At 59.7% G+C, this 22,890-nt stretch carries 23 protein-coding genes; 4 read left to right on the top strand and 19 right to left on the bottom strand.

Annotated elements, in window-relative coordinates; genetic code table 11:
* Window positions 1-27: 27 nt before the first annotated feature.
* From ACSQ36_RS14580 to ACSQ36_RS14515, 14 genes are all read right to left on the bottom strand, one after another.
* The gene (locus ACSQ36_RS14580) at window positions 28-330 is read right to left on the bottom strand and encodes an urease subunit gamma (protein ID WP_031362362.1); all 303 of its coding nucleotides are present in this window, start codon (window positions 328-330) and stop codon (window positions 28-30) included.
* A gap of 92 nt (window positions 331-422) precedes the next feature.
* Window positions 423-1,142: an amino acid ABC transporter ATP-binding protein gene (locus ACSQ36_RS14575; RefSeq protein ID WP_047844901.1), complete on the bottom strand. Its 720-nt coding sequence runs from the start codon at window positions 1,140-1,142 to the stop codon at window positions 423-425.
* On the bottom strand, window positions 1,129-1,779 hold the full coding sequence (locus ACSQ36_RS14570) for an amino acid ABC transporter permease (protein WP_213768738.1): 651 nt from the start codon (window positions 1,777-1,779) through the stop codon (window positions 1,129-1,131). The genes ACSQ36_RS14575 and ACSQ36_RS14570 overlap by 14 nt, the downstream gene beginning before the upstream one ends.
* Window positions 1,776-2,453, bottom strand: a complete 678-nt coding sequence (locus tag ACSQ36_RS14565; protein WP_436182408.1) for an amino acid ABC transporter permease — start codon at window positions 2,451-2,453, stop codon at window positions 1,776-1,778. The genes ACSQ36_RS14570 and ACSQ36_RS14565 overlap by 4 nt, the downstream gene beginning before the upstream one ends.
* 48 nt (window positions 2,454-2,501) lie before the next feature.
* A complete protein-coding gene (locus ACSQ36_RS14560) occupies window positions 2,502-3,305 on the bottom strand; it encodes a transporter substrate-binding domain-containing protein (RefSeq protein ID WP_436182407.1) in 804 nt (267 codons plus the stop codon).
* Between the two features lie 204 nt (window positions 3,306-3,509).
* Complete coding sequence (locus ACSQ36_RS14555; RefSeq protein WP_436182406.1) at window positions 3,510-4,394, bottom strand: urease accessory protein UreD; 885 nt, start codon at window positions 4,392-4,394, stop codon at window positions 3,510-3,512.
* Between the two features lie 44 nt (window positions 4,395-4,438).
* The gene (gene urtE, locus ACSQ36_RS14550) at window positions 4,439-5,131 is read right to left on the bottom strand and encodes an urea ABC transporter ATP-binding subunit UrtE (RefSeq protein ID WP_436182405.1); all 693 of its coding nucleotides are present in this window, start codon (window positions 5,129-5,131) and stop codon (window positions 4,439-4,441) included.
* A gap of 11 nt (window positions 5,132-5,142) precedes the next feature.
* Window positions 5,143-5,970: an urea ABC transporter ATP-binding protein UrtD gene (gene urtD / locus ACSQ36_RS14545; protein WP_436183183.1), complete on the bottom strand. Its 828-nt coding sequence runs from the start codon at window positions 5,968-5,970 to the stop codon at window positions 5,143-5,145.
* A 68-nt stretch (window positions 5,971-6,038) separates the two neighbouring features.
* A complete protein-coding gene (gene urtC / locus ACSQ36_RS14540) occupies window positions 6,039-7,229 on the bottom strand; it encodes an urea ABC transporter permease subunit UrtC (protein ID WP_436182404.1) in 1,191 nt (396 codons plus the stop codon).
* 1 nt (window position 7,230) lies between these two features.
* Window positions 7,231-8,850, bottom strand: a complete 1,620-nt coding sequence (gene urtB / locus ACSQ36_RS14535; RefSeq protein ID WP_436182403.1) for an urea ABC transporter permease subunit UrtB — start codon at window positions 8,848-8,850, stop codon at window positions 7,231-7,233.
* 226 nt (window positions 8,851-9,076) lie between these two features.
* Window positions 9,077-10,378 (bottom strand): urea ABC transporter substrate-binding protein, encoded by a 1,302-nt coding sequence (gene urtA / locus ACSQ36_RS14530; RefSeq protein ID WP_436182402.1) that lies wholly within the window; start codon window positions 10,376-10,378, stop codon window positions 9,077-9,079.
* 606 nt (window positions 10,379-10,984) lie between these two features.
* Window positions 10,985-12,304, bottom strand: coding sequence for an MFS transporter (locus ACSQ36_RS14525; protein ID WP_436182401.1), 1,320 nt, complete (start codon window positions 12,302-12,304; stop codon window positions 10,985-10,987).
* Window positions 12,305-12,451: 147 nt separating this feature from the next.
* Window positions 12,452-13,210: an SDR family oxidoreductase gene (locus ACSQ36_RS14520; RefSeq protein WP_436182400.1), complete on the bottom strand. Its 759-nt coding sequence runs from the start codon at window positions 13,208-13,210 to the stop codon at window positions 12,452-12,454.
* A gap of 33 nt (window positions 13,211-13,243) precedes the next feature.
* Entirely contained in the window at window positions 13,244-14,683 is a 1,440-nt protein-coding gene (locus tag ACSQ36_RS14515; RefSeq protein ID WP_436182399.1) for an aldehyde dehydrogenase family protein, read from the bottom strand.
* Between the two features lie 346 nt (window positions 14,684-15,029).
* Between ACSQ36_RS14515 and ppa the strand changes: the two genes are divergently transcribed.
* The 4 genes from ppa (at window position 15,030) to ACSQ36_RS14495 (ending at window position 18,324) form a co-directional block, all read left to right on the top strand.
* Window positions 15,030-15,557 carry an inorganic diphosphatase gene (ppa, locus tag ACSQ36_RS14510; protein ID WP_436182398.1) on the top strand — a complete coding sequence of 176 codons (528 nt, stop codon included), beginning with the start codon at window positions 15,030-15,032 and terminating at the stop codon, window positions 15,555-15,557.
* Window positions 15,558-16,016: 459 nt separating this feature from the next.
* Window positions 16,017-16,373, top strand: a complete 357-nt coding sequence (locus tag ACSQ36_RS14505; RefSeq protein WP_436182397.1) for a PKD domain-containing protein — start codon at window positions 16,017-16,019, stop codon at window positions 16,371-16,373.
* Window positions 16,374-16,512: 139 nt separating this feature from the next.
* A complete protein-coding gene (locus ACSQ36_RS14500; RefSeq protein ID WP_436182396.1) occupies window positions 16,513-17,103 on the top strand; it encodes a ferritin-like domain-containing protein in 591 nt (196 codons plus the stop codon).
* 654 nt (window positions 17,104-17,757) lie between these two features.
* Entirely contained in the window at window positions 17,758-18,324 is a 567-nt protein-coding gene (locus ACSQ36_RS14495) for a hypothetical protein (RefSeq protein ID WP_436182395.1), read from the top strand.
* Here the strand turns inward: ACSQ36_RS14495 and ACSQ36_RS14490 are convergent.
* The 5 genes from ACSQ36_RS14490 to ACSQ36_RS14470 form a co-directional block, all read right to left on the bottom strand.
* Window positions 18,260-19,078, bottom strand: a complete 819-nt coding sequence (locus ACSQ36_RS14490) for an acyl-homoserine-lactone synthase (RefSeq protein WP_436182394.1) — start codon at window positions 19,076-19,078, stop codon at window positions 18,260-18,262. The two genes, ACSQ36_RS14495 and ACSQ36_RS14490, sit on opposite strands and share 65 nt — an antisense overlap.
* Before the next feature lie 167 nt (window positions 19,079-19,245).
* The gene (locus ACSQ36_RS14485) at window positions 19,246-19,941 is read right to left on the bottom strand and encodes a LuxR family transcriptional regulator (RefSeq protein ID WP_436182393.1); all 696 of its coding nucleotides are present in this window, start codon (window positions 19,939-19,941) and stop codon (window positions 19,246-19,248) included.
* A 399-nt stretch (window positions 19,942-20,340) separates the two neighbouring features.
* Window positions 20,341-21,267, bottom strand: coding sequence for a 3-oxoacyl-[acyl-carrier-protein] synthase III C-terminal domain-containing protein (locus ACSQ36_RS14480; protein ID WP_436182392.1), 927 nt, complete (start codon window positions 21,265-21,267; stop codon window positions 20,341-20,343).
* Window positions 21,264-22,325, bottom strand: coding sequence for a 3-oxoacyl-ACP synthase (locus ACSQ36_RS14475; RefSeq protein WP_436182391.1), 1,062 nt, complete (start codon window positions 22,323-22,325; stop codon window positions 21,264-21,266). Before ACSQ36_RS14475 ends, ACSQ36_RS14480 begins: the two co-directional genes overlap by 4 nt.
* A complete protein-coding gene (locus ACSQ36_RS14470) occupies window positions 22,322-22,873 on the bottom strand; it encodes a GNAT family N-acetyltransferase (protein WP_436183182.1) in 552 nt (183 codons plus the stop codon). Before ACSQ36_RS14470 ends, ACSQ36_RS14475 begins: the two co-directional genes overlap by 4 nt.
* Window positions 22,874-22,890: the final 17 nt, after the last annotated feature.

The raw sequence follows: 22,890 nt of genomic DNA, 5'->3' as shown, positions 1-22,890 counted from the left end.
GGCTCCTTTTATAAGAGTGCTGCAAGTTCAGGGAATCGGATGATGGACGGTCACGAGCTTGGTGCCGTCGGGGAAGGTGGCTTCTATCTGGATGTCCGGAATCATTTCCGGCACGCCGTCCATCACGTCGTCGCGTGTGAGGAGCGTGGTGCCGTAGTGCATCACGTCGGCGACGGTACGGCCGTCGCGTGCTGCTTCCATGAGCGCCGCCGAGATGAACGCGATGGCCTCCGGATAGTTCAGCTTCAGCCCGCGTGCGCGTCGACGTTCGGCGAGCAGCGCGGCGGTGAAGATCAGCAGCTTGTCTTTTTCGCGGTGGGTGAGCTTCATGGGATCGGAATGTGTCTCGGATTAGGCCGATTTTGCTAACGTCAGTGTTGCAAGAATCCTAGCATTGCAACCCTACGATTTCATTGGACGAATCATTGGATGAATTTGCGCAACTCGATGGTCGTCGGTCGCTCGAAAATTTCCTCCGGCGTGCCGCTTTCCCACACGCGGCCCTGATGCATGAACACGACCTTGTTCGACACGCGGCGCGCAAAGCGCATCTCGTGCGTGACCATGATGAGTGTCATGCCATCGGCGGCGAGGCTTTCTACTACTGCCAACACTTCGCCCACCAGTTCGGGGTCGAGCGCGGACGTGATTTCATCGCAGAGCAGGACCGTCGGTTTCATTGCGAGCGCTCGGGCGATAGCCACACGCTGCTGCTGTCCACCCGACAGTTGTTCGGGGTAGGCGTTGAATTTATCGGCGAGGCCGACGCGTTCAAGCACCTGTTCAGCGGTCGCGCGCGCCTTTGCCTTGTGAACCTTCTTTACCACCGTTTGCGCGAGCATCACGTTCTGTCCGGCGGTGAGATGCGGGAACAGGTTGTACTGCTGGAACACCATGCCGACTTTCAAGCGCAACGCGCGCAAATCGGCATGACGAGCGTCCATGTGTTCGCCGTCAATTTCGATCGACCCTTCGTCGATACTTTCCAGTCCGTTCAAGGTCCGCAGCAAGGTGCTTTTACCCGAGCCGCTACGACCAATGATGGCCACCACCTGTCCCGACTCCACCGAAAAATCGATGCCCTTCAGGACCTGGTTCGCGCCGAACTGCTTCTTGAGGTTTTGCGTTTCAACGAGCGGCATTCCATTTCCTTTCGAGCGTGCGCGCGTAGCGGGTAAGCGGATAACAAATCACGAAATAGATCACGGCGACCAAGCCATAGACCACGAACGGCCTGAAGGTCGCGTTCGAGATCATCGTGCCGGCTTTGGTGAGTTCGGTGAAGCCGATGATCGAGACCAGCGCCGTGTCCTTCACGGCTTGCACGCCGAAGCCGACCGTCGGCCCGATGGCGATGCGCGTGGCTTGCGGAAGAATCACGTGACGCAGTTGCTCGAGGTAGTTCATCGCAAGGCTGGATGACGCTTCCCATTGACCTTTTGGAATCGCTTCAACGCAGCCGCGCCAGATCTCGGCGAGGTAGGCGCTGGTGAACAGCGTGAGGCCGACGGTTGCGGCAATCCATGGTTGGACTTCGATGCCGAGCAGCGGCAGACCGAAGAACACGAGGAACAGTTGCATCAGGAGCGGCGTGCCCTGAAATATCTCGATGTAGACCTTCACGATGGTCCGTAACACACGCGAACTCGACACGCGCATCACAAGCAGCACGAAGCCCACGATGCCGCCGGCCACGAAAGAAACAATCGACAGCACGATGGTCCAGCGCGCAGCAAGCAGCAGGTTCGTGAGAATCTGTTCAAACGTGAATTCGATCATCGGGCACCTCGCAGATTGCGCGCGAACAGGCGTTTGCCTGCTTCGTTGAGGAGGAAGCGCAAGAGGATCGCCATCACGAGATAAGCGGCCGTGATCAGGAAATACGTTTCGAACGCGCGGAAGTTGCGCGACTGGATGTAGCTCGCGGCGTAGGTCAGGTCAGCAACGGATATCTGGGAAACCACCGCCGAGCCCAGCATCGTAATGACGATCTGGCTGGTGAGAGCCGGAAACACTTTTGCGATGGCTTGCGGCAAGACCACGTGCCTGAAGGTCTCGCCACGTGTCATCGCAAGCGACGCCGCCGCTTCAAGATGCCCCTTCGGCACGGCCGCGATACCCGAGCGGATGATCTCCACCGAATACGCGCCGAGATTGAGTGTCATGGCGAGCACGGCGGCCACGTATTCATCGATACGGATACCCAGCGCCGGCAGCCCGAAGAACACAAAAAACAATTGCACGATGAACGGTGTATTGCGGATCGCTTCCACGTAGCCGCCAACAAGCGAGCGCACCGCCGGGTACTTGCTGCCTTTGCCCGCCGCACCGAGTATGCCGACCGCGAGGCCGAGCACGGTGGACACGGCGGTCAGCCCAAGGGTTACCGCCGCGCCGCTCGCAAACATCCCGGCGTATTGCCCGAGATCGCCGAACTGGAGTTGATAAGCCATTAAATCGGCGCCTTGTTATTTAAGCTTTATTCGGAATGACGCGCGAGACTACAAACCGGCCGGCAGCGGCGCCTTGAACCACTTCTGCGACATGGCTTCGAGCGAACCGTCCTTTTTCGACTGGGCGATAGCCGCATCGACTTTAGCCAGCAGGCGCGGTTCGTTCTTGTTCATGCCGACAAAACACGGCGAGTTCTTGATCACGAACTTCGGTTCCGGACGGCGCGGGGGATTCTTCGAGAGGATCGCTGCAGCCACAATGTTGCCCGCTGCGATCAACTGAACCTGGCCGGAGAGAAACGCCTGGATGGTCGCGTTGTTGTCTTCGAAGCGCTTGATGGTCGCGTTTGGCGCCATTTGCGTGAGCGCGATTTCTTCGAGCGCGCCGCGCGTGGCTCCGACCGTCTTGCCGGTGAGGTCGGCGGGGCCGGTGACCTTGATATCGGCGGGGCCGAACACGCCCTGGAAGTACGGGGCGTAAGCCGCGGAGAAGTCCATCACCTTCTCGCGATCCGGCGTCTTGCCCAGCGACGAGATCACCAGATCCACCTTGTTCGTCGTCAGGTACGGCACGCGATTCGCGCTGTTGACCGGCACGAGTTCCAGCTTCACGCCCAGCGACTTGGCGAGCAGCGCGGCCATATCGATGTCATAACCCTGCGGCTGCATATCGCCGCCGACCGCGCCGAACGGCGGGTAATCCTCCGGCACGGCGACTTTCAGTACGCCGGCTTTCGCGATGTTATCGAGCGCGTCTGCGTGGGCGGTGAGCGGGACTAGAGCAAGCGCCGGGATGGCGAGGAGGGCGGCGACTACGGTGCCAAGAGCGTTACGGCGAAGCGTGTTGGTCATCTGATTGTCTTTCCTTGGATCGCGATTTGGCGCGGCGCGTCTCATTCACGGACGCGCTCGTCGGAAAGGGAGTAAAGCGAGAGTCGTGCCATTGCCTTTGCGCCTTTCTGGGTAGGCTTTAGCGAGATACCCGTCTTGGCAATGCACAAAGTATGGGCGTAATGGTGCGCTTTTGTGGTGCGCATTTTCTGAGGCATTACCCGGCTACGTTGTCCAAAGCCGTAATGGTCTGGCATCGACGCCGTGAATCAGTGGGCGCAACGTAGTCCAGCATTCGATCATTAATTGTTGGAGTGGCTCCATCGAATGGCTGGCTGCGCGGACGATCAATACGCCCGGCGCGACGCAGGAAGCGGCGGCGCGCAGCGTTTCATTGAACGGAAGGCGTGCACTCAGGGATTCCGCCAGCGCGTCGTCGCAAGCCGGGCCGATCGCCCAGAGCGTGCCGTAGGCGGGAAAGCCTGCAAGACCCTGGGGGGCGAGGCGTAAAGGGTCGTCGGCGGAGAGCAGCGCGCGTTCGAACCAGCGCAGCCGGCCCTGGCTGTCTTTGATCCGTGCCGTTGATGCAAGCCGCCCGTCCGACCATCGTTCACCGGCTGCCTGACGGCCGAGTTGCATCGCGTCCCAGCCAATGGCGGTTGCAGTTGGGTCTATCGTCAACGTGAAATCCAGCGCCACGTTCGATGACTCGAACACGATGTTGTTCTGCGGCAGCCAGTCGAGCTTTGCGTTCGCGCCGACGCGGATATCGATGCGTTGCGTGGCGAGCTTGCCGTTCGCCTTGTACCACTTGGTCGCGCCCGGCGTGGTGATGACCGCGTGCGTTTGCGCGCCTAAGTCGATGTCAATTGCCAGCCGGTCGCCGCCCGCGACACCGCCTGGCGGATGCACGATCACCGCGTGGCAGATGGTCTCGCCTTCGGGATACAAGGGCCGCTGCATGCGCAAAGGCCCTATGTGTTTCCGATGCGTCAACGCCGTGCGCCCCGGTTGATGCGTGAAGCCGAGTTCGAGCTTGCCATGCCACTCGGCGGAATCGGAATCGGAGACGGTAGCTGGCAGCAGTGCGGCTATAGGTTCGTGATGCATGAGGCTTTTGGGATTGGGAGCGAGTCGCCATGTTACGGCGAGCGTCAGACCGCGATCAACTCCCGCACGCCCTGCGCTTCCATATCCGCGCCTGCGCCACCCGCTACGATTTCTCCGCGGCTCATCACCCAATACCGGTCGGCAAGCTCGCGCGCGAAGTCGTAGTACTGTTCGACCAGCAGCACCGTCATGCCCATTTCATCGACGAGTTGACGCAGCGTGCGCCCGATATCCTGAATGATCGACGGTTGAATGCCTTCTGTCGGTTCATCGAGAATGAGCAGCTGCGGCTCACTCATCAGCGCCCGGCCGATGGCCAACTGCTGTTGCTGGCCGCCCGACAGATCGCCACCGCGTCGACTTTTCATTTCCTTGAGCACCGGGAACAGCTCGTAGATCCGGTCCGGGACTTTCGATGGCGCTCGGCGACTCGCCGCGCCCACCAGCAGGTTTTCTTCTACGGTCAGGCGCCCAAAGATGTCGCGTCCTTGCGGCACGTAAGCCAGGCCGCTCGAGACGCGCTTGTAAGTGGGCATCGATGAGATCTTCGCGCCGCGCCAGGAGATCGTGCCGCTTTTGGTGGGTACCACGCCCATCAGGCAGCGCAATAACGTCGTCTTGCCCACGCCGTTACGACCCAGCAGCACCGTGAGTTTTCCATCGGGCACGGTCATCTTCACATCGCGCAGGATGTGGCTGCCGCCGTAGAACTGGTTGAGGGAATCAACTTCGAGCATGTGTATTTCCTCTATCGACCGAGGTACGACTCGATCACTTTCTCATTGCGCTTCACTTCATCGAGCGTGCCGTGCGCGAGCACGCTGCCCTCGGCCATCACCGTCACCCGCCCCGTGTCGCCCGAGAGCGCCGCGACGAACTCCATGTCGTGCTCGACCACCATCATCGAACAGGTGCCGCGCAGTTTGTTCAGCAATTCCGCGAGCTGCATGGTTTCATGGTCGGTCATGCCGGCGGCCGGTTCATCGAGTAACAGAAGTGCTGGTTGCTGCATCAGCAACATGCCAATCTCCAGCCGCTGTTTCTGACCATGCGACAACTCGCCGGCATAACGCGTGGCATCGGCTTCAAGGTGAATCAATTCCAGCGTCTCTTCAATCCTTGCTTGTGCCTCGCGGTCCAGTTTCGACCTGAGCGAGGCTAACCACCCCTTGTCGGTTTTCATCGCGAGTTCGAGGTTCTCCCACACCGGATGGTTCTCGAACACGGTCGGCTTCTGGAACTTGCGGCCGATACCCGTGCGCGCGATCACCGGCTCCGACATGCGCGTCAGATCAAGCGTCTGGCCCAGAAACACCTTGCCCGAATCGGGCCGTGTCTTGCCGGTGATCACGTCCATCATCGTGGTCTTGCCCGCGCCGTTCGGTCCGATTACGCAACGCAGTTCGCCCACATCGATAGACAGCGTCAGCTTGTTCAGCGCGCGGAAACCATCGAAGCTCACGGTCACGTCTTCCAGATACAGGATCGTGCCGTGCGAGACATCGATTTCGCCCGGTTCGAGCACGTGGCCCAGACCCGTGATGCCGTTCTGGTTGCGTTCGTTGATTTCCGGCAGCGGCGGCAGGTCCACGATCAAGGCGTTGGAGGCGTTAGGTGAGTTAGGCGAGTGAGTCAATGAGGCGGTCAATGTGAATGTCCTCCCGCTTTCTTCCGGCGCAGCGCCATATCAATGAGCCCCATGATGCCGTTCGGCAACAACAAGGGCACCAGCGTAAAGATCAGGCCGAGAAAGAACAGCCAGTATTCAGGGAAGTTCGCCGTAAAGAAGCTCTTCGCACCGTTCACCGCGAACGCCCCGATGATCGGCCCGATCAAGGTCCCCCGTCCACCCACGGCTACCCAGATCGCCATTTCAATAGAGTTGCCCGGCGACATCTCGTTTGGGTTGATGATGCCCACCTGCGGCACGTACAACGCGCCCGCAATGCCGCATAAAATGGCCGATACGGTCCAGATAAATAGCTTGTAAGCGAGCGGGCTGTAACCTAAGAACATCAGCCGCGCTTCGCCATCGCGCACGCCCGTCACCACGCGCCCAAGCTTGGACGTCACAATCGCCCGTGCCGCGATAAACGCCAGAATCAGCACGCCGAGCGTCATCAGGAACAACACCGTGCGCGTACTGGCCGACGTAATCGGAAAGCCCGCGATACGCTTGAAATCGGTAAAACCGTTATTGCCGCCAAAGCCCGTTTCGTTGCGATAGAAGAGGAGCATCGCGGCGAACGTCATCGCCTGCGTGATGATCGACAGGTACACGCCTTTGACGCGCGAGCGGAACGTGAAGAAACCGAATATCCAGGCGAGCACGCCGGGTACAACAATCACCAGCAACAGCGCATACCAGAGGTGTTGCGTGCCCTGCCAGTACCACGGCAGTTTGTGCCAGTCGAGGAACACCATGAAGTCGGGCAGGTCGCTCTGGTAGTTGCCCTCGCGGCCAATCGAGCGCATCAGGTACATGCCCATCGCGTAGCCGCCGAGCGCAAAGAACAGCGCGTGCCCGAGGCTCAGGATGCCGCAATAGCCCCACACGAGATCCAGCGCCAATGCGCCGATCGCGTAGCACATGAGCTTGCCGACGAGCGTCATCGAATACGCGGAGAGGTGGAACGTGCTCGACTCCGGCAGCACGAGCGCGGCGATAGGCACGCAGATGCCCATTGCGATCACGAACGCGATCAGCGCAATCCAGCCGCTGCGGGGTAAAAGCGCCGCACGCGGCGGCAGGCCCAATGCAAAACCTTCGCGCCGGGCTTGCTCATCGGGTTGCGGCGCAACATCGAGGTTGGCTGAGACGTTGGGTGTAGTCATCTCAAACCTCGGCGCTACGGCCCTTCAGGGCAAACATGCCCTGAGGACGCTTCTGGATGAACAACACGATCAGCACGAGCACCGCGATCTTCGCGAGCACCGCGCCCCAGAACGGTTCGATCGTCTTGCTGACCAGCCCCAGTCCAAAGCCGCCGATCACCGTTCCCGCCAGTTGTCCAACACCGCCCAGCACCACCGTCATGAATGAATCGATGATGTAGCTCTGCCCCAGATCCGGCCCGATATTGCCGATCTGCGAGAGTGCGCAACCACCCAGTCCCGCGATGCCCGCGCCGAAGGCGAATGCATACGAATCCACGCGGGCGGTTTTTACGCCCACGCATGCGGCCATGCGGCGGTTCTGCGTCACGGCGCGCACGAACAGGCCCAAGCGCGTCTTGGTGAGCACGACCCACGCGAGCAGCACGACAACGAGCGAGAAGCCGAGAATGGTCAGGCGGTTGTAAGGCAATATGAGGTTCTGCATGATGGACACGCCGCCGCTCATCCACGAGGGGTTCGTCACCTGCACGTTCTGCGCGCCAAAGATGGTGCGAGTGGCCTGGATCAGAATCAGGCTGATGCCGAAGGTGGTCAGCAGCGTTTCGAGTGGCCGGCCGTAGAGATGTTTTATCACCAGCCGTTCCAGCACAATGCCGACCAAGGCGGCGGCGGCAAACGACACGGGCACCGCGAACAGCGGATACCAGTTGAACGCGCCGGGTGCGTAGTGCTGCACGAGGTTTTGCACGACGTACGTGGCGTACGCGCCAATCATGAGGAATTCGCCATGCGCCATGTTGATCACGCCGATCAGGCCGTAGGTGATCGCAAGACCGAGCGCTGCGAGCAAGAGCACGCTGCCTAGCGACAGACCCGCGAAGATCGTGCCGACAATCTCGCCGCGTCGTTGAATCGAGTTCAGCTCTTCAATGCCCGCCTGGGCTGCTGCGCGCACGCGGGCATCCGGTTCGTTAAACGTACCGTCGGCGTTCTTGACGACGATCGGGCGCAAGAGTTCGTTCATATCGAGGTCGTGACGCGCGGCGACCAGTTGCACGGCTTCGAGGCGCTTGTTCGGATCGGTATCGTGTAAGGCTGTAGTGGCCCAGAGCGTATCGAGACGTTTTTTAAGTGTCGGATCGGTTTCCTTGGTGCGGGCTTTATCGACTAAAGGTTTGATCGACGGATCGGCGTTCTTGAGCAATTCGTCGATGGCCGCGCGCCGCGTGGCGATATCAGGCGATGCCAGTTGCAAGCCCGACACCGCACCCGACACCTTCGAGCGCAGCAGATTGTTCAAGGTGACCGGTTGCGCATCGGGCGCGTCCACGATCTTGTTGGTGAGCGGGTCCTTGTTGCCGTCGTCGGTCTGGATTAAGACCTTGCCGGCGTCGGTGGCGACCAGAGAACCATCGGAGAGTGCGTTGAGCACAGCGATTGAAGGGGCGTCGGCGTTGGCGATCAGCTTGTCGATGGCGGCGGATTTGGCGTCGAAGTCGTCAGCCGCGAGCGGCGCGAGATCGTCGGCGCTCAGCGCCGCAAAGGCAACCAACGGCATGCAGGCAATCAGGATTGCGCAGAGGCCACGGCGAGCGAAGCGAAGCATCGAATCAGTCATGAATGGCCTGTCAGGTAGAGCGGAGTGCGGGGCGGCGTGGTGCGATGTGTTGCGTGTTCCATGCTGCCCGGACTCGTATGAACCGCCGCGGGGTTCTTGTGCTTGATTGCGGCGGTTCGATGTTTCAACGTTGGTAGTTCGTACTTGCTAAGGCTTAAGCCCGAGGTTCAGGCCTTAGTTTTAGACTCAGGACTCAGGCAAAAGACTTAACCTTAACCCCGAGCCTTTAAGCCACACGCCGCCGACGCAGGAAATCCGGAATCGAACTCACCACATCCGGCTTGCCTTCGTTGCCCGGAATGTATGGGCTCCACGGCTGCGCGCGCACCGTCGTCTTCGTGCGCCACACGACGTTGAACTGACCGTCGGCACGCACTTCACCAATCATCACCGGCTTGTGCAGGTGGTGGTTCCCATCCATCTCAAGCGTAAAGCCCGACGGGGCGGCGAACTTCTGGCCGATCATCGCCACGCGAATCTTGTCGACATCGACGCTCTTCGCTTTCTCGGCCGCCTGTTTCCACATATGGATGCCGACAAAGGTCGCTTCCATCGGATCGTTCGTCACGCGCTTGTCGCCGCCGGGCAGGTTGTTCTTCTTGACCCAGTCCGCGAACATCGCCTTGAACTTCGTGTTCTCCGGGTTCTTCAGCGACATGAAGTAATTCCACGCGGCGAGATTGCCCACCAGCGGTTTTGTATCGATGCCGCGCAGTTCCTCTTCGCCCACCGAGAACGCGACGACCGGCACATCGGTGGCTTTGAGCCCCTGATTGCCGAGTTCTTTATAGAACGGCACGTTCGAGTCTCCGTTCACCGTCGAGATCACGCAGGTCTTGCCGGCTTGCGAGAACGTCTTGATGTTCGCGACGATCGTCTGATAGTCCGCGTGCCCAAACGGCGTGTAGACCTCTTGAATGTCATCGTCCTTTACGCCCTTGGAGTGCAGGAACGAGCGCAGGATCTTGTTCGTCGTGCGCGGATAGACATAGTCGGTGCCCAGCAGGAAGAAGCGTTTTGCTGCGCCGCCTTCCTTGCTCATCAGGTATTCGGTGGCGGGAATGGCTTGCTGGTTCGGTGCGGCGCCCGTGTAGAACACGTTCTTCGACATCTCTTCACCCTCGTACTGCACCGGGTAGAAGAGCAGGCCGTTGAGTTCCTCGAACACCGGCAGCACCGATTTACGCGACACCGACGTCCAGCAGCCAAAGGTCACCGCGACCTTGTCTTGCGAGATCAGTTGACGCGCTTTCTCGGCGAACAGCGGCCAGTTCGAAGCGGGGTCGACTACCACCGGTTCCAGTTGACGGCCAAGCACGCCGCCGCTTGCATTGATCTGCGCAATGGTCATCAGCGCCGTGTCTTTGAGCGACGTTTCCGAAATCGCCATCGTGCCGGACAGGGAATGCAGTACGCCCACTTTGATGGGGCCGGTATCGGCGGCGTGTGCTTTTGAAATGGGCAGTTGTCCCGCAATCGCGAGCGCGCCCGACATAGAGCCGAACTTCAGGAGGCTGCGTCGTTTCATGGTCTTTCCCTTGCCGATTTATTTGTTGGAGGCGGGTATCTGGTGGATATTTTTAATATCGCTGACGGAGAGTCAGTCGTTCGGACACTGCAAGGGATATGCCAGTGAGTTGTTTGTACTGATGGTTAGCGGGTTTGAAGGTGGAAAGGGCAGCAGGCGGAATGTCGGGGCTAGCAGTAATGCATTAATTTGGTGCAAAGGCGAATCAGACGCCTTTTGGCGGTGCGCTAGGCGAGGGGGTGGAGCGTGGAAGGCCGATCTGTCGTCGATATCCGAGTTTGGGCCGGGTCAGGAACCGATCGGTCGTTGCTCCCTGATTCTGCAAATACAGGCATTACTGGATTTTAATCGCGCGACCTGGTTCTGCTCAGATACTTCACCTGGTTCTGCTCAGATACTTCGTGAGTAGATCCGATTGATCTTAATCGGATGGGTACGTCGCAAATAAATTCGATGTACCTCGACAAGCGCCTCAAAGATTAATTTGGGCACGTCTCATTGAAATATAGGATCTTGAAAGCTTTGCCTAAAAATAAGCATGTTCGCAGTATTCGTTGCTGGGAGGCAAAAGAAAACTCCCGTTTATCTCAGGAGTTTTCCCTGCGATTACCGATTCACCACCCGCTTTGGCACACTCAGCGCCAGCAATCCACCCAACACCATGAACGCGGCGAGCATATACATCCCGCTCGCGTTCGATGCCGTTACTTGCTTCAACCATCCCACAAGATAAGGACTCAAAAACCCCGCGAGGTTCCCCAGCGAGTTAATCATCGCGATACCGGCAGCGGCACCCGTCCCAGCCAAAAACGCCGTCGGCAAACTCCAGAACAGCGGCAGCGTAGTGAGAATCCCCATCGTCGCCAACGTCAGCCCGAGCATTGCCATCGGCGTATTCGTCGACCACACCACCGACAACACCAGCCCCAACGCCCCCACAGCGGCAGGAATGGCGATATGCCACCGCCGTTCGCCTCTTTTATCGGCACTGCGCGCGACGAGCAGCATGCCAATCACCGCCGCACCAAACGGAATAGCGGACAACAAGCCGATGGTCAGTGCATCGGTCACCCCGGTCGCCTTGATAATCGTCGGCAGCCAGAAGCTCACGCCATAAAGCCCCATCACGAATGAGAAGTACGTCAGGCTCATCAGCCACACGCGGCCACTTTTGAGCACCTCGCGCACGGGCATATCCACCTTCTCGACGTTGTCCTTCGCGATATTCCGCTCCAGCAGTTCGCGCTCCTCAGTGGTAAGCCATTTCGCTTTCGCTATCCGGTCATCCATGAAGATGAACACAACAATCCCGACTACGATCGATGGAATGCCTTCGAGCAGGAACAGCCATTGCCACGCGTGCCAGCCGTTGACGCCATCGAAGTTCTTCATGATCCAGCCCGATACCGGTCCGCCGATCAACCCTGATAAAGCAATCGCCGTCATGAACAATGTCGTCATCCGCCCGCGCCGTTCAGCCGGAAACCAGTAGGTGAGATAGAGAATGACGCCGGGGAAAAATCCCGCTTCGGCCACGCCCAAAATGAAGCGCATGACATAGAACATGGCGGGCGTGGTGATGAACATCGTGAGGGCGGAAATAATGCCCCACGTGATCATGATCCGCGCGATCCACACGCGTGCGCCGACCTTGTGCAGGATGACGTTGCTGGGAATTTCGAAGATGAAATAACCGAAGAAAAAGATGCCCGCGCCAAAGCCATAGACGGCATCGCTTAGCCCGAGATCGGTGGTCATCTGAAGTTTGGCAAAGCCCACATTCACACGATCCAGATACGCCACTACGTAGCAGATCAGCAGCAACGGCGAGAGCCGCCACGCGACCTTGCGATACGTCGCCGCTTCGAACGCGGAGGGCGGTGCGCCCGCGCCCGGTCGATGCAATTCACCCGCAGTACTGGCCATGTCGTCTCCTGACTATTTTTATCGATGGGAAAACGTGCTGTCCGATTCTATCCGCTCGCTCCAGGCCGCAACCGTCTGTTTTATATGGGGAAAACACCGATCAAAGGCATCCGGCTGCAGTCGCCGGATGCGCCTCTGGCAAGCACGTCAAACGCACCGTCCGCCATCTACTTCCAACGCCACGCCGGTGATGAACTCGGCGTCATCGGAGGCGAGATAGAGCGCCGCATTCGCAATATCCTGTGGCGTCGAAAGCCGTCCCAGCGGGATAGTTGCCAGAAATTTCTGACGGTTCGCGGGCGTGTCTTCCATGCCCATGAACTCGGACAACAAACCGGTTTCGCCCATCACCGGGTTGATGCAGTTGACGCGAATCCGGTCTGGCCCAAGCTCAACCGCCAACGCCTTGCTCGCGATAATCACCGCCGCCTTGCTGCCGTTGTACCAAACCAGACCCGGCCGTGGCCGCACGCCCGCCGTCGATGCAATATTGATGAACGCACCACCGCCGACCTTGCGAAAGTAGGGAACGAGTTGCGCCACGCTGAAGTAGATGCTCTTCACGTTCACCGCATAAACGCGATCGAATTCGGCTTCGGTAATTTCCATCACCGGCTTGTTCCGATGTGTCGTGCCCGCGTTATTCACCACGACCTGAACGCTGCCGAAGTCTTCGATGGCAGCATCGAAAAGCGTTTGCCAGTCGGCTTGTTTCGTCACGTCACCGGGGACCGCGATCGCCTTGCCGCCGCTCACCGCAATCTCGCTGGCCACGCGCTCGGCCGATGCTCCGTTGAGGTCGTTCACCACGACGTTCGCGCCTTCGCGCGCAAATGTCTTCGCAATCCCTTCGCCGAATCCCGATCCGCCGCCAGTCACAATCGCGGTCTTGCCTTGCAGTCTCATGTTGTCTCCGGTCCCATGCAAAATGGTTGCTGATTAGCCATGCTTGATGGCGATGGTTTTGAGCAGTGTGAAACCATACAACGCTTCGAAGCCTTTCTCGCGGCCATGGCCCGAATGTTTGACGCCGCCGAAGGGCAACTCCACGCCGCCCCCCGCGCCGTAGTTATTGATGAACACTTGCCCCGAGCGCACCTTGCGCGCAATGCGCATTTGCCTGCCGCCATCGCGTGTCCAGATTCCGGCGACCAGGCCGAAGTCCGTGCCATTGGCGAGCTTTAGCGCGTCGGCTTCGTCATCGAAGGGCATCGCACAGAGCACCGGACCGAACACTTCTTCGCGTGCGAGACGGTGCGCCGGCGGAACATCGCGCAAGAGCGTAGGCGCCTGATAAAAGCCCGCTTCCGGCGCTTCGGAAACCACTTCACCGTGGGCGGCCATCGCGATGCCATCGTGCTGAGCATCGGAGAGAAAATCCCACACGCGTTGCTGCTGCTTCGCGCTGATGAGCGGACCGCAATCGAGATCGAGCTTGCTCGGGCCAACCTTCAACGCACTGAACGCCTCCGATAACCGCTCGAGCAGCGGCTCATACGCCGATCGCTCGATCAGCACGCGGCTGCCCGCCGAGCACGTCTGCCCCGCGTTCTGCACGATCGCCGAGACGAGCACGGGCAGGGCGGCGTCGAAGTCGGCATCGGCGAAAACGATCTGCGGCGACTTGCCGCCGAGTTCGAGCGTAACGGGGACGTGGTTATCGGCGGCCATCTTGACCACCGCCGCGCCCGTCGCCGGCGATCCGGTGAACGAGATGTGATCGATGCCCGGATGTCTCGCAAGCGCCGCGCCGGCCTCGTATCCATAACCCGTGACAATGTTCAGCGCGCCTTCCCGCAAGCCCGCTTCGGCGGCGAGTTCGGCTATGCGCAGTATCGATAAACACGCGTCTTCGGCCGGCTTGACCACGCACGCGTTGCCGGCCGCGAGCGCCGCGGCGACGCTGCGCCCGAAGATCTGCAGCGGGTAGTTCCACGGCACGATATGCCCGGTCACGCCGTGCGGTTCGCGGATCGTGAGGACGGTGTAGCCGGTTTGATAGGGCAGTGTCTCGCCGTGGAGCTTGTCGGCGGCGCCTGCGTAGAACTCGAAATACCGCGCGATGCCGGCCGCGTCCGCGTGGGCTTGCTTCAGGGGTTTGCCGGTGTCGCGTGCTTCGAGATGCGCCAGTTCGTCCTGATGGGCGGCGATGATCATCGATAGCCGGTACAACACACGTCCGCGATCGGCGGCGCTTGCGTGGCCCCACGAGCCTTCGTAGGCGTGGCGCGCCGCCTGGACGGCGCGGTCGATATCGGCTGCGTTGCCGCGCGCGAGTTGCGCGAAGACCTGGCCATCGGAGGGATCGATGACGGCAATTGTCTCGTGGCTCGCCGCCGCCACCCACTGATTGCCGATGAAATGTTTTGCCTCTTCCATGCCTGACTCCTGTCTCCGTGGCGGTTGTCGGGATGCACTACCGCGCGTCAGTTCGTGGCGCGGTGCTTTCATTTGCGTTGATTCGTGCTCTCGGGCGCGATGCCAGCAGCCATTTTGCGCCGTTTTTATGGCACACCGCTGACGCCGGAGCAACCCCCTCGATTGGCTATAATGACGTAATTGCGCTGTTTCGCTGTTTCATGGGCGAACGAAGCGCCTGGACGCAGCGGTGCAGTCAAGGCATTCGCGCTTCACGTGTATTGTCGCAATGCAGCAAAACGTGACGTTAGCGCCTACCGAATGCGTTTATCTCCGACACCGAATTTCCACTTTGAAGAGAGTGCATATGAGCTTTAACAACGTACCCGCAGGCAAGGATCTTCCGCAAGACTTCAACGTGATCATCGAGATCCCGGCGCAGAGCGATCCCGTGAAGTATGAAGCGGACAAGGAGATGGGCATCCTCGTGGTCGACCGCTTCATCGGTACGGGAATGCGCTACCCGGCGAACTACGGGTTCATTCCGCAGACGCTTTCAGGCGACGGCGACCCGGTCGATGTCCTGGTGATCACGCCGTTCCCGCTGCTGGCAGGCTCGGTGGTCCGGGCACGCGCATTGGGCATGTTGCAGATGACGGATGAATCGGGTGTCGACGCGAAGCTGGTGGCGGTCGCTCACGACAAGATCTGCCCGATGACGGCGCATATGAAGACGGTGGACGACGTGCCCGAGTATCTGAAGGACCAGATCAAGCATTTCTTCGAGCACTACAAGGCGCTGGAGAAGGGCAAGTGGGTGAAGGTCGAAGGCTGGCAGGGCGTGGAAGCTGCCCACAAGGAAATCACGGAAGGCGTGGCTAACTTCAAGAAGTAAGGTTAGCGGCTGATTGTTGAGGTGTTGAAGACCGCCCGGTCTTGCCATGAGGCAGGACCGGGCGGTTTTTTTATGCTGAAAAATTGATGTTGCTGCGATCCACAGCGCTGCTGAGCCATCGCGTAAAAACACCCGCTCCTACCAAATTCCAAGTAATCAGAAAAGTACGATTTCCACAAAAAGGGGTGACCTTCCTGCGTTTACTGCGGGTTTCATCGAGAGCGTGACGTTGAATCGATCAGGAGAAGATCGAACACTGAGAAAGGTCGCTACCTTATGAACAAGGTTTAAAGAATGAACAGGCGACTCAGGGGTGGAATCAGTGCAGCGATTGCGCACTTGCTCTAGTAGGATGTGGAGCAGGCGGAGATGGAAATGGAGATTCCTCGGCCACTCCTTCGGCTCAGGCAAAGAAGGACCATGTTTTCCAGCTGAAGGTGGCGACACCGCAGATTGCCGATGTCGGCATTACGCCCTTGTCCGCATTGCAGCCTGGGACGAAAGCAATTTCATCGTGAGCGGTACCTTTCCGAGTACGCCGACTTACGTTGGGATTTCGGCGATTCCTCGGCTCTATCAAACGGTGTCTCGGCTACGCACATGTATTCGAAGCGGGCTACGTTCACGGTCAAAGTGACGGCAACAGACGCGAGTAACCAGAAGAGCGTCGAGACGCGATTAGTCACGATTGTCCAAAATCAGCCGCCACACATCAGCGGCGTTGTAAGCATTGGGGCAAATGGGCCTGGCAACGTTTTTGACACCGGGCAAATCGGATCTGGGAGCGCCATTAGCATCGGCAGACAGGACCTATAGGATCGGCCGTCAAGGTCGTCTGCGACCGATCCGCAAGGCGATGGGCACACGTACAAGTGGATGATTGACGGTGTCGCCCACGGGGGAAAAACAGCGAAACACGCTAACCTATACGTTTGCGACCGGCGGCGCGCACGTTGTGACGGTCGTTGTGATGGACGAATATGGTGGCCAGACCAGCCAGGATTTCCCTGTTACCTTTGAGAATGCCGGATGCCATCCGCTTGCCACTTTCTCCGGTTACCCCGATGCCGGGAGGCTATGCCGTTTGGAAGGCAACCCATACCGGGCAGGCCTGGGCTGGATGCGCGTTTCCGCAAATGGAACCACTTGGGCGTTGCCGATCGACAAGCCGCAGGTGCTGAAACATGCAGACAAACTGATCCAGCGGATTTTCATGCTGTACGGATTGCCGAATCTGCAGGACCTGAACAAGCTCCTCGTGGGGGAGCACACGAGTGCGGTTATCGCGTGCGATCTCAAACTCGAACAGGTATCCCAGGCGACGTGCGAGGAGGCGATCACCTACTGCGAGTCTGTACGGGATTTCGTGTCGAGAGAGATCCTCGTGGACATTCTGGACGGCACTGAAGACTATATCGACTGGCTCGAAATCCAGCTCGGTCTCATTGACAAGATTGGAATAGAAAATTATCAGCAATCGGGCATCGGTTCGATGAATGGCCCGGTAGGCTGTCGCGCACAACGGTGTGCGCCAGGCCTCTGGTGACTGCGAGACGAATGCCGGCTCGGAATCGCCGCCGCAAACATACGAATACCAATGTGTGCGGACCCCCTCGTTTGCGAAAGACAGGTCAAATCACGCTTCGTCGGTCGTCTGGAAGTTCTCCCTTTTTGGCCGCCGGCCAGCGTCACAGTTCGCTGGACGACATTGTGTTTGATACGTGCCTTCCGCTTCGGCCATCAAAGCCGCGGCATTACCAGTGCGGTGCCGTGTTTCGGCGGTCTTTACGGATCGCTCTGGCCTGCGAGCGATGGAGAAGTCTTCTCTGCAACAATCTTCGGCGAACCATTCCGGCCTGATGACAGCGGGTTCTGTATGTTCGCCGCTTAATGGCAGGACATGCACGCTGCTTGACGGTGGCCCCATCGATTTGGTGACCGGTGGTCACCAAAACTGTCGATACTCCTGCTGCATATCCATGCTGACTCCGATATGGCACACCCTGCCTTTTTTCGTAGTTGATATTTCGTCTGATAAATCCGAAAAAGGATACGTGGCTGAAGTCCGATGACTCCGCCGCGATTAACCGTCACGATTGACCTGCGACGGAGACTCCCGGTGCCTTCCCCTTCGCGCTGGACAGCGGGACGGGGCGCGGCCGGAACGATACAAGCATGCGCATTTGAGGCAGGGAACATCATGAAAGAACTCAATGCATGGACAGTCACTGGCATGGAGAGCGCCTCACTCATGCTATCGGCAAACGCTGCTCCTGATCAGCGTTTGCAGCGGGCCGAAGCCGAAGTCCGTCGGCTAACCAGATGCATGGAGATGAAGGACCGGCAGCTCTGCGAGCTGCGCAAGGCGCTTGCGCATTCGGCGACTGTTCACTACTCGTTTGAAAATCGCCTGCAGCGTGAACTCGATTCCCTGCGGATCATGATGCCCGTGAACGAGTTCCAGGAGCATCGGGGCAAGTCCGCTAGCGACCGACCAGGGGAGGGCATCGTCGTGAAACTGCCCTACGTGACGTTGATACTGTCTGTCCTGTTCGATGCGATGTGTACGTTCTGGGCAGACTGCGATCGCGATCATCCTCCGAAGTCTGCGACCGTCGCGCACGAGATCGACGAGCGCCTGGGCTTGAGCTCACAGCGGAATGGAGATGCTTCGCGCAGCGGCCAGGCCTATGCGTCGGCTATTAGGCCGGACTGGGTGAAGGAGGCCGACAACCGGCATCATTGCCGCCCTGCAGGCATGCGCTGATGTCAGGGGCCGGTCGTCTAGCTGTCGCTGCTTGCGTGTGCCGTTCTGTTGTCCCAAACTGCGAGGGGCACGTCGCCGCGGGCGCGCTCGCTTCAGTCGGATGCAGATGACCCGGCATGCCAGGATCCGCGAGTGGGAGCTGTCCGAAGCGGGTGATCGAGTTCAGCAGCGTGACAGGATCGCGCTGGAGTTTGTGGAACGCGGCAGGGTCCAGATCGATTGAGCACGCAACGACATTGGCGCAGCCCGGCGCCGTGCCAACCCCGATATCGTGCAGATCGAGCCCGAAGCGTCGGTACAGACGTGCAACGGAGTGCGAGACCACGCCGATCACGCGTGTCGCGCCGAACGAGAGGGCGAGCGCCATGGCGTAAGGGAACAACGACATGCCCGACCTTGAGCCGGCTCGATGATCCGGCAGTCCCGATCCTGCGAATCGCGACATCTCCCATATCGAAGGTAATGACGGCAGGGCACCAGGGCCTGCAAGTTCCGGAAAGACGTCACGGAGCAGATAGGGTCCTGTGGTGGGCATGAGCCGCGCACATCCGCACACCTCGTAATCTGCGGACAGTGCGACCAGATGGACCGTAGCGTCTCCGTCGAATTTATCCCATTCGCTCATAGTATCGTGGGACACGCCGGGTATTTCCCAGTGCAGGCGCTGGACAAAGACCTTGTGGCGGAAGGTTCCGAGATGGTGACGGATATCCGATGGCAGCTCATCAAGCCTGCCGGCAACGATGTATGACATGGGCTCCTCCTGATGTTAGCCGTTGACACGACGCTATCAGCGTGTCTGTGCCCCCGGAAACTCTGAGCTTTGGGAGGGTGTCGATGAGTACCCGCGAGCGTGCAGTCATGCACGCCGCTTATACGGAGACGGGTAAGACGTGCGGTGGAATTGCAGGAAAAACAGATTTAGGGTTTTATGATGCCCTGTACGGTCGCGTGGACTGCAGCGGCCGTCCTGCTGCGGATGTTGAGAGCCCCCATTGCTTCTTCGATGTGGTAGTCAACGGTATAGCGGGAGCACCCGAGGATCTCGCCAATCTCGGCCGAGGTTTTCCCCCGGGCGACCCAGGTCAGACATTCGAGCTGACGCGGTGTAAGCAGGTGTGCGGCTCTTCTTGAAGGTATCTGTGCGAGGCGATGCAGTTCGAAGTGAAACTGCGCGCTGATCAGATATGCCAGCCGCGAGTTGCTTGCATTGTTGACGGAATGTGGAGAGCCGGACAGGCTGAACAGCAGGATACTGCCATCGGACTGGTGGGCCGGGATACTGATTCCCGCGGGTAGTCCGGCCTCTCTTGCTTCGTCGAGTAGACGACGCTCGGCTTTGCTCAAGCCGATGATGTCGTGCCACCGGTAGGGAGCCGACTGGAGGAACGCAGCCCGATGAACGGGGTCGGTGGCTGCGTAATCCCGACGCTGATAGTGCCGTACCCACTCTTGCGGATAGTGTGAGCCAATCATCTCGAGCGCCGTTCGCCGGGTGCAGCTCGAACGGCTCCGCGTAACGCGGCTGATCACGTAATGCGGGAAGCCGAGTTTCCGAGCCGCATGGCCGAAAGACGCGACGAGGGAAGGAATGTCGGTAGCACATGCAAGACGCATGACCGGCGTGTCAGTTTGCAGACGATCAGATATGGGTGACGGCCTGCGCTGGCCCTCGTTCGAACGGCATCGAGAGACGTGTTTCATGTTCACTACCCCGGCGCTGCGCCAAAGAGTCTGGAAGTCCAAATGCCACATGAGACGAGGCCCGCGTCCAACGACTGTGCGGTTCATGCGACACCCGTTTCCGGGAGTGAGGGACCAGTCAGAGGCCCGCCTCCGATTGTCGCAGGTCGCGGCATCGGTAATGGCCAACTGGACGCATACTATGCACCCGCCCGAGTGCATTCATTTTTATTATAGTCTGAAGATTGCCGCCCGGTGATTCATGTTAGGGGTTACAACCATACCAATGGTGCGGTTGGGGCACGGGGACGAAGCGGGGGCCGAGTCGGTAGGCTAACGGACCAGCAACGCTGCTGCTGAAAACCCTCCTACGCCCTGAGCAAAGAGCAGGAGTGGCCTGCCCGGCACCAGGCCATGACACTGGGCGAGATTGATGAACGCATCGCTGACGGTGACGTGGCCGATGCGGGCAAAATTCTCCGCGAACAGTCGGTCTTGCGGGATGTGAAGCGAATCGAGCAGGCGGTGCCACGCAGGCAGATCCAGATGGTGAGGCAGAATACGCTGGATGTCGTCCAGTGTGAAATGTGCCTGCTGGACTGTCTGCCTGATCAGGCTGCGCGCCCTGAAGAAGTTCTGCGCCGCCAGGCGCGGTTCGTCATTTGCCAGTACCCCTCGCCAGCCCAAGCCGCTGGCTTGCGTCGCGACCGCAAGCAGGCGGTTCACGGCAGCGCCGCGCTCAACGATGACAGCGAATGCGCCGTCACTCAGAATTCCCTCATCTTTCATTATCCTTTCCGATTCGATCGGCATGACGTCGGCACCGACAAGCAGGACCCGTTTCAGACGGGGCCGGGCGATGAACATCGCGCGAATCACACGCAGTGCACCAAGGGCGGATGCACAATGCTGCTGCGCGAACGAGAAGGCCTCGGCGTTGGTGAAACCGAACCGGTCACAGAGCAGACCGGGTAGCGACTGCGGCGGTGGCGCAATGCTGCCCTGGAGCGTATGCACGTAGACGATGCAGTCGACTTCACCAGGTGAGATACCGGAGGCGAGCAGGAGACGCTGGATCGCGCTGGCCGCGAGTCCGATTGCGCTCTGCCCATCCGCACTGCGGTAGTAACGCATCCCTGCCCGCTTCAGGTTCAGCACGGTGGTGGTCTTCTGCCGGGTTCGCTTTCCCCAGCCCCGGACGTCGTGGATGCGTTGGGGAAGATGGAAGGCGACGTGCGGTATGCCGAGATCGGGAATCATGAGATGGACCGGATATCGTCGTGCCGATAGAGGTAGGGTGAGCCGTGCGCTTCAAGCAGCGCGGTGCCCACAAAGCCGCCCATCCCGTGGCCCCACAGCAGCACGCGGTGTGTCCCGCAACAGGCGGCGCGGGTGAGCGTGTGTGCAAGGCGTACGATGGATTCGGCGGCGCCGAGATGAACACGATGTTTCTGCTGCACTCCGGCGTCCGGCCGGCCGAGCAGGTCGCATACTGCATCCGTGAGCGATGGAATACCCGGGTGCCCGACAACCTCGTCAATTTCATCGTGACGAAGACCGTGTCGCGCGAGCAGAGACTCGATCATCGATAGCAGGGTGAATGTCCGGGCATCGGGGGTTCCGCCTGCACGGCGGCAGATGTCAACGGGAACGTGCCGGGCTGCAGCATCGAGCAGCTGCAAGCCACTTGCTCCGCGGTCGGTTCTTTCAACGAGCAGGGCACCTGCGGCGTCACCGTGCACGATGCCAGGTCCGCATATTCTGGAAAACGGTGGACACCACTTCTCCGCAGCGACAACCAGTATCGTGTGGGCATCTGGTTCAGCGACGAACAGGTCGGACGCAAGCCGCAATGCCGTGAATGGCGACACGCCATGTTGCTGCGAGAGCGAAAAAGGAAAGCACGGTGTACCGACTTCGGCACACAGCCGTCCGGCAATCGTGGTCGAAACGTGTTCGTCCGGACTGCTATGGCAGAACATCACGACGTCGACCGCGCGTGCGCTGCGCGGGCGGGCGGCGCAGATCACGTTTGCCACTCTTGCGGCGAGTCCCGAAAGATCCGTACCGGTTTCGACTGGCACCGCGCAGGTCATGTCGGGTGGTGGCAGATCGGAATGTACAAGGAGCGACTCACCGCTTTCCTCACCCGGCCATGCCTCCAGCCAGTGCACGTAGTCGGGATGCCAGGACCTCATCCAGGCATCCCAGCCGGGATGCCCGCTCGCGCGCGGTGCTGACTCAATCGCCCTCCATCGGGACAGCGGTATGGGGTCTGGCACCCAGGTCGCAACTGCGGTGATGACGGGCGTGTTCATGCGCCACCCGCGGGCGAGCCAGAGCCATTGGCGAGATCAACTGGCAGCAGATCATAGAGTACGCGCCCAAACCGCGATCCGTGCATGACGTGGCAATCGCGTTGCAGTCCGATCAGGCGAAAGCCGATCCGTTCGAGCAGGCGCCGCGAGCGCACGTTGCAGTCCACGGCCCACGCGGTGATGCAGTGCAGCCGGTCGGTTGCGAACGCCTCGCGCAGAAGCGTGGTGGAGGCGACAAACGTCATGTTCCTGCAGGCGGGCCGCCGGCTGTCGCGAAGTACCCAGAACGAGCCGGTGCCGAATGCATGTGCTAGATCGCTGACCACAACAAGACCGCTTGCGGCTTCCTCGCCTGCGCATCCAAAGACCCGTAGGCGATGTCGACCGCTCTGGATCATGAGTTGCACGGCGAGCACGGGAAGCGTCTGACGTCCCTGCCCGAAATCGAACCACTGGTTGATATCCGGTTCGGCCAGCCAAGCCGCGATGTCATTCACATCGTTGCTCGCAGGTTCACGAAGCCAGCACGAACTGGATCCTCCGCCCATCTGGCGGGATCCCTCAG

This window comes from Caballeronia sp. LjRoot34 (assembly GCF_964253815.1).
Taxonomy (GTDB): Bacteria; Pseudomonadota; Gammaproteobacteria; order Burkholderiales; family Burkholderiaceae; genus Caballeronia.
Note: the sequence above shows the minus strand (reverse complement) of the source record. Positions and strands in the feature narration are given on the sequence as shown.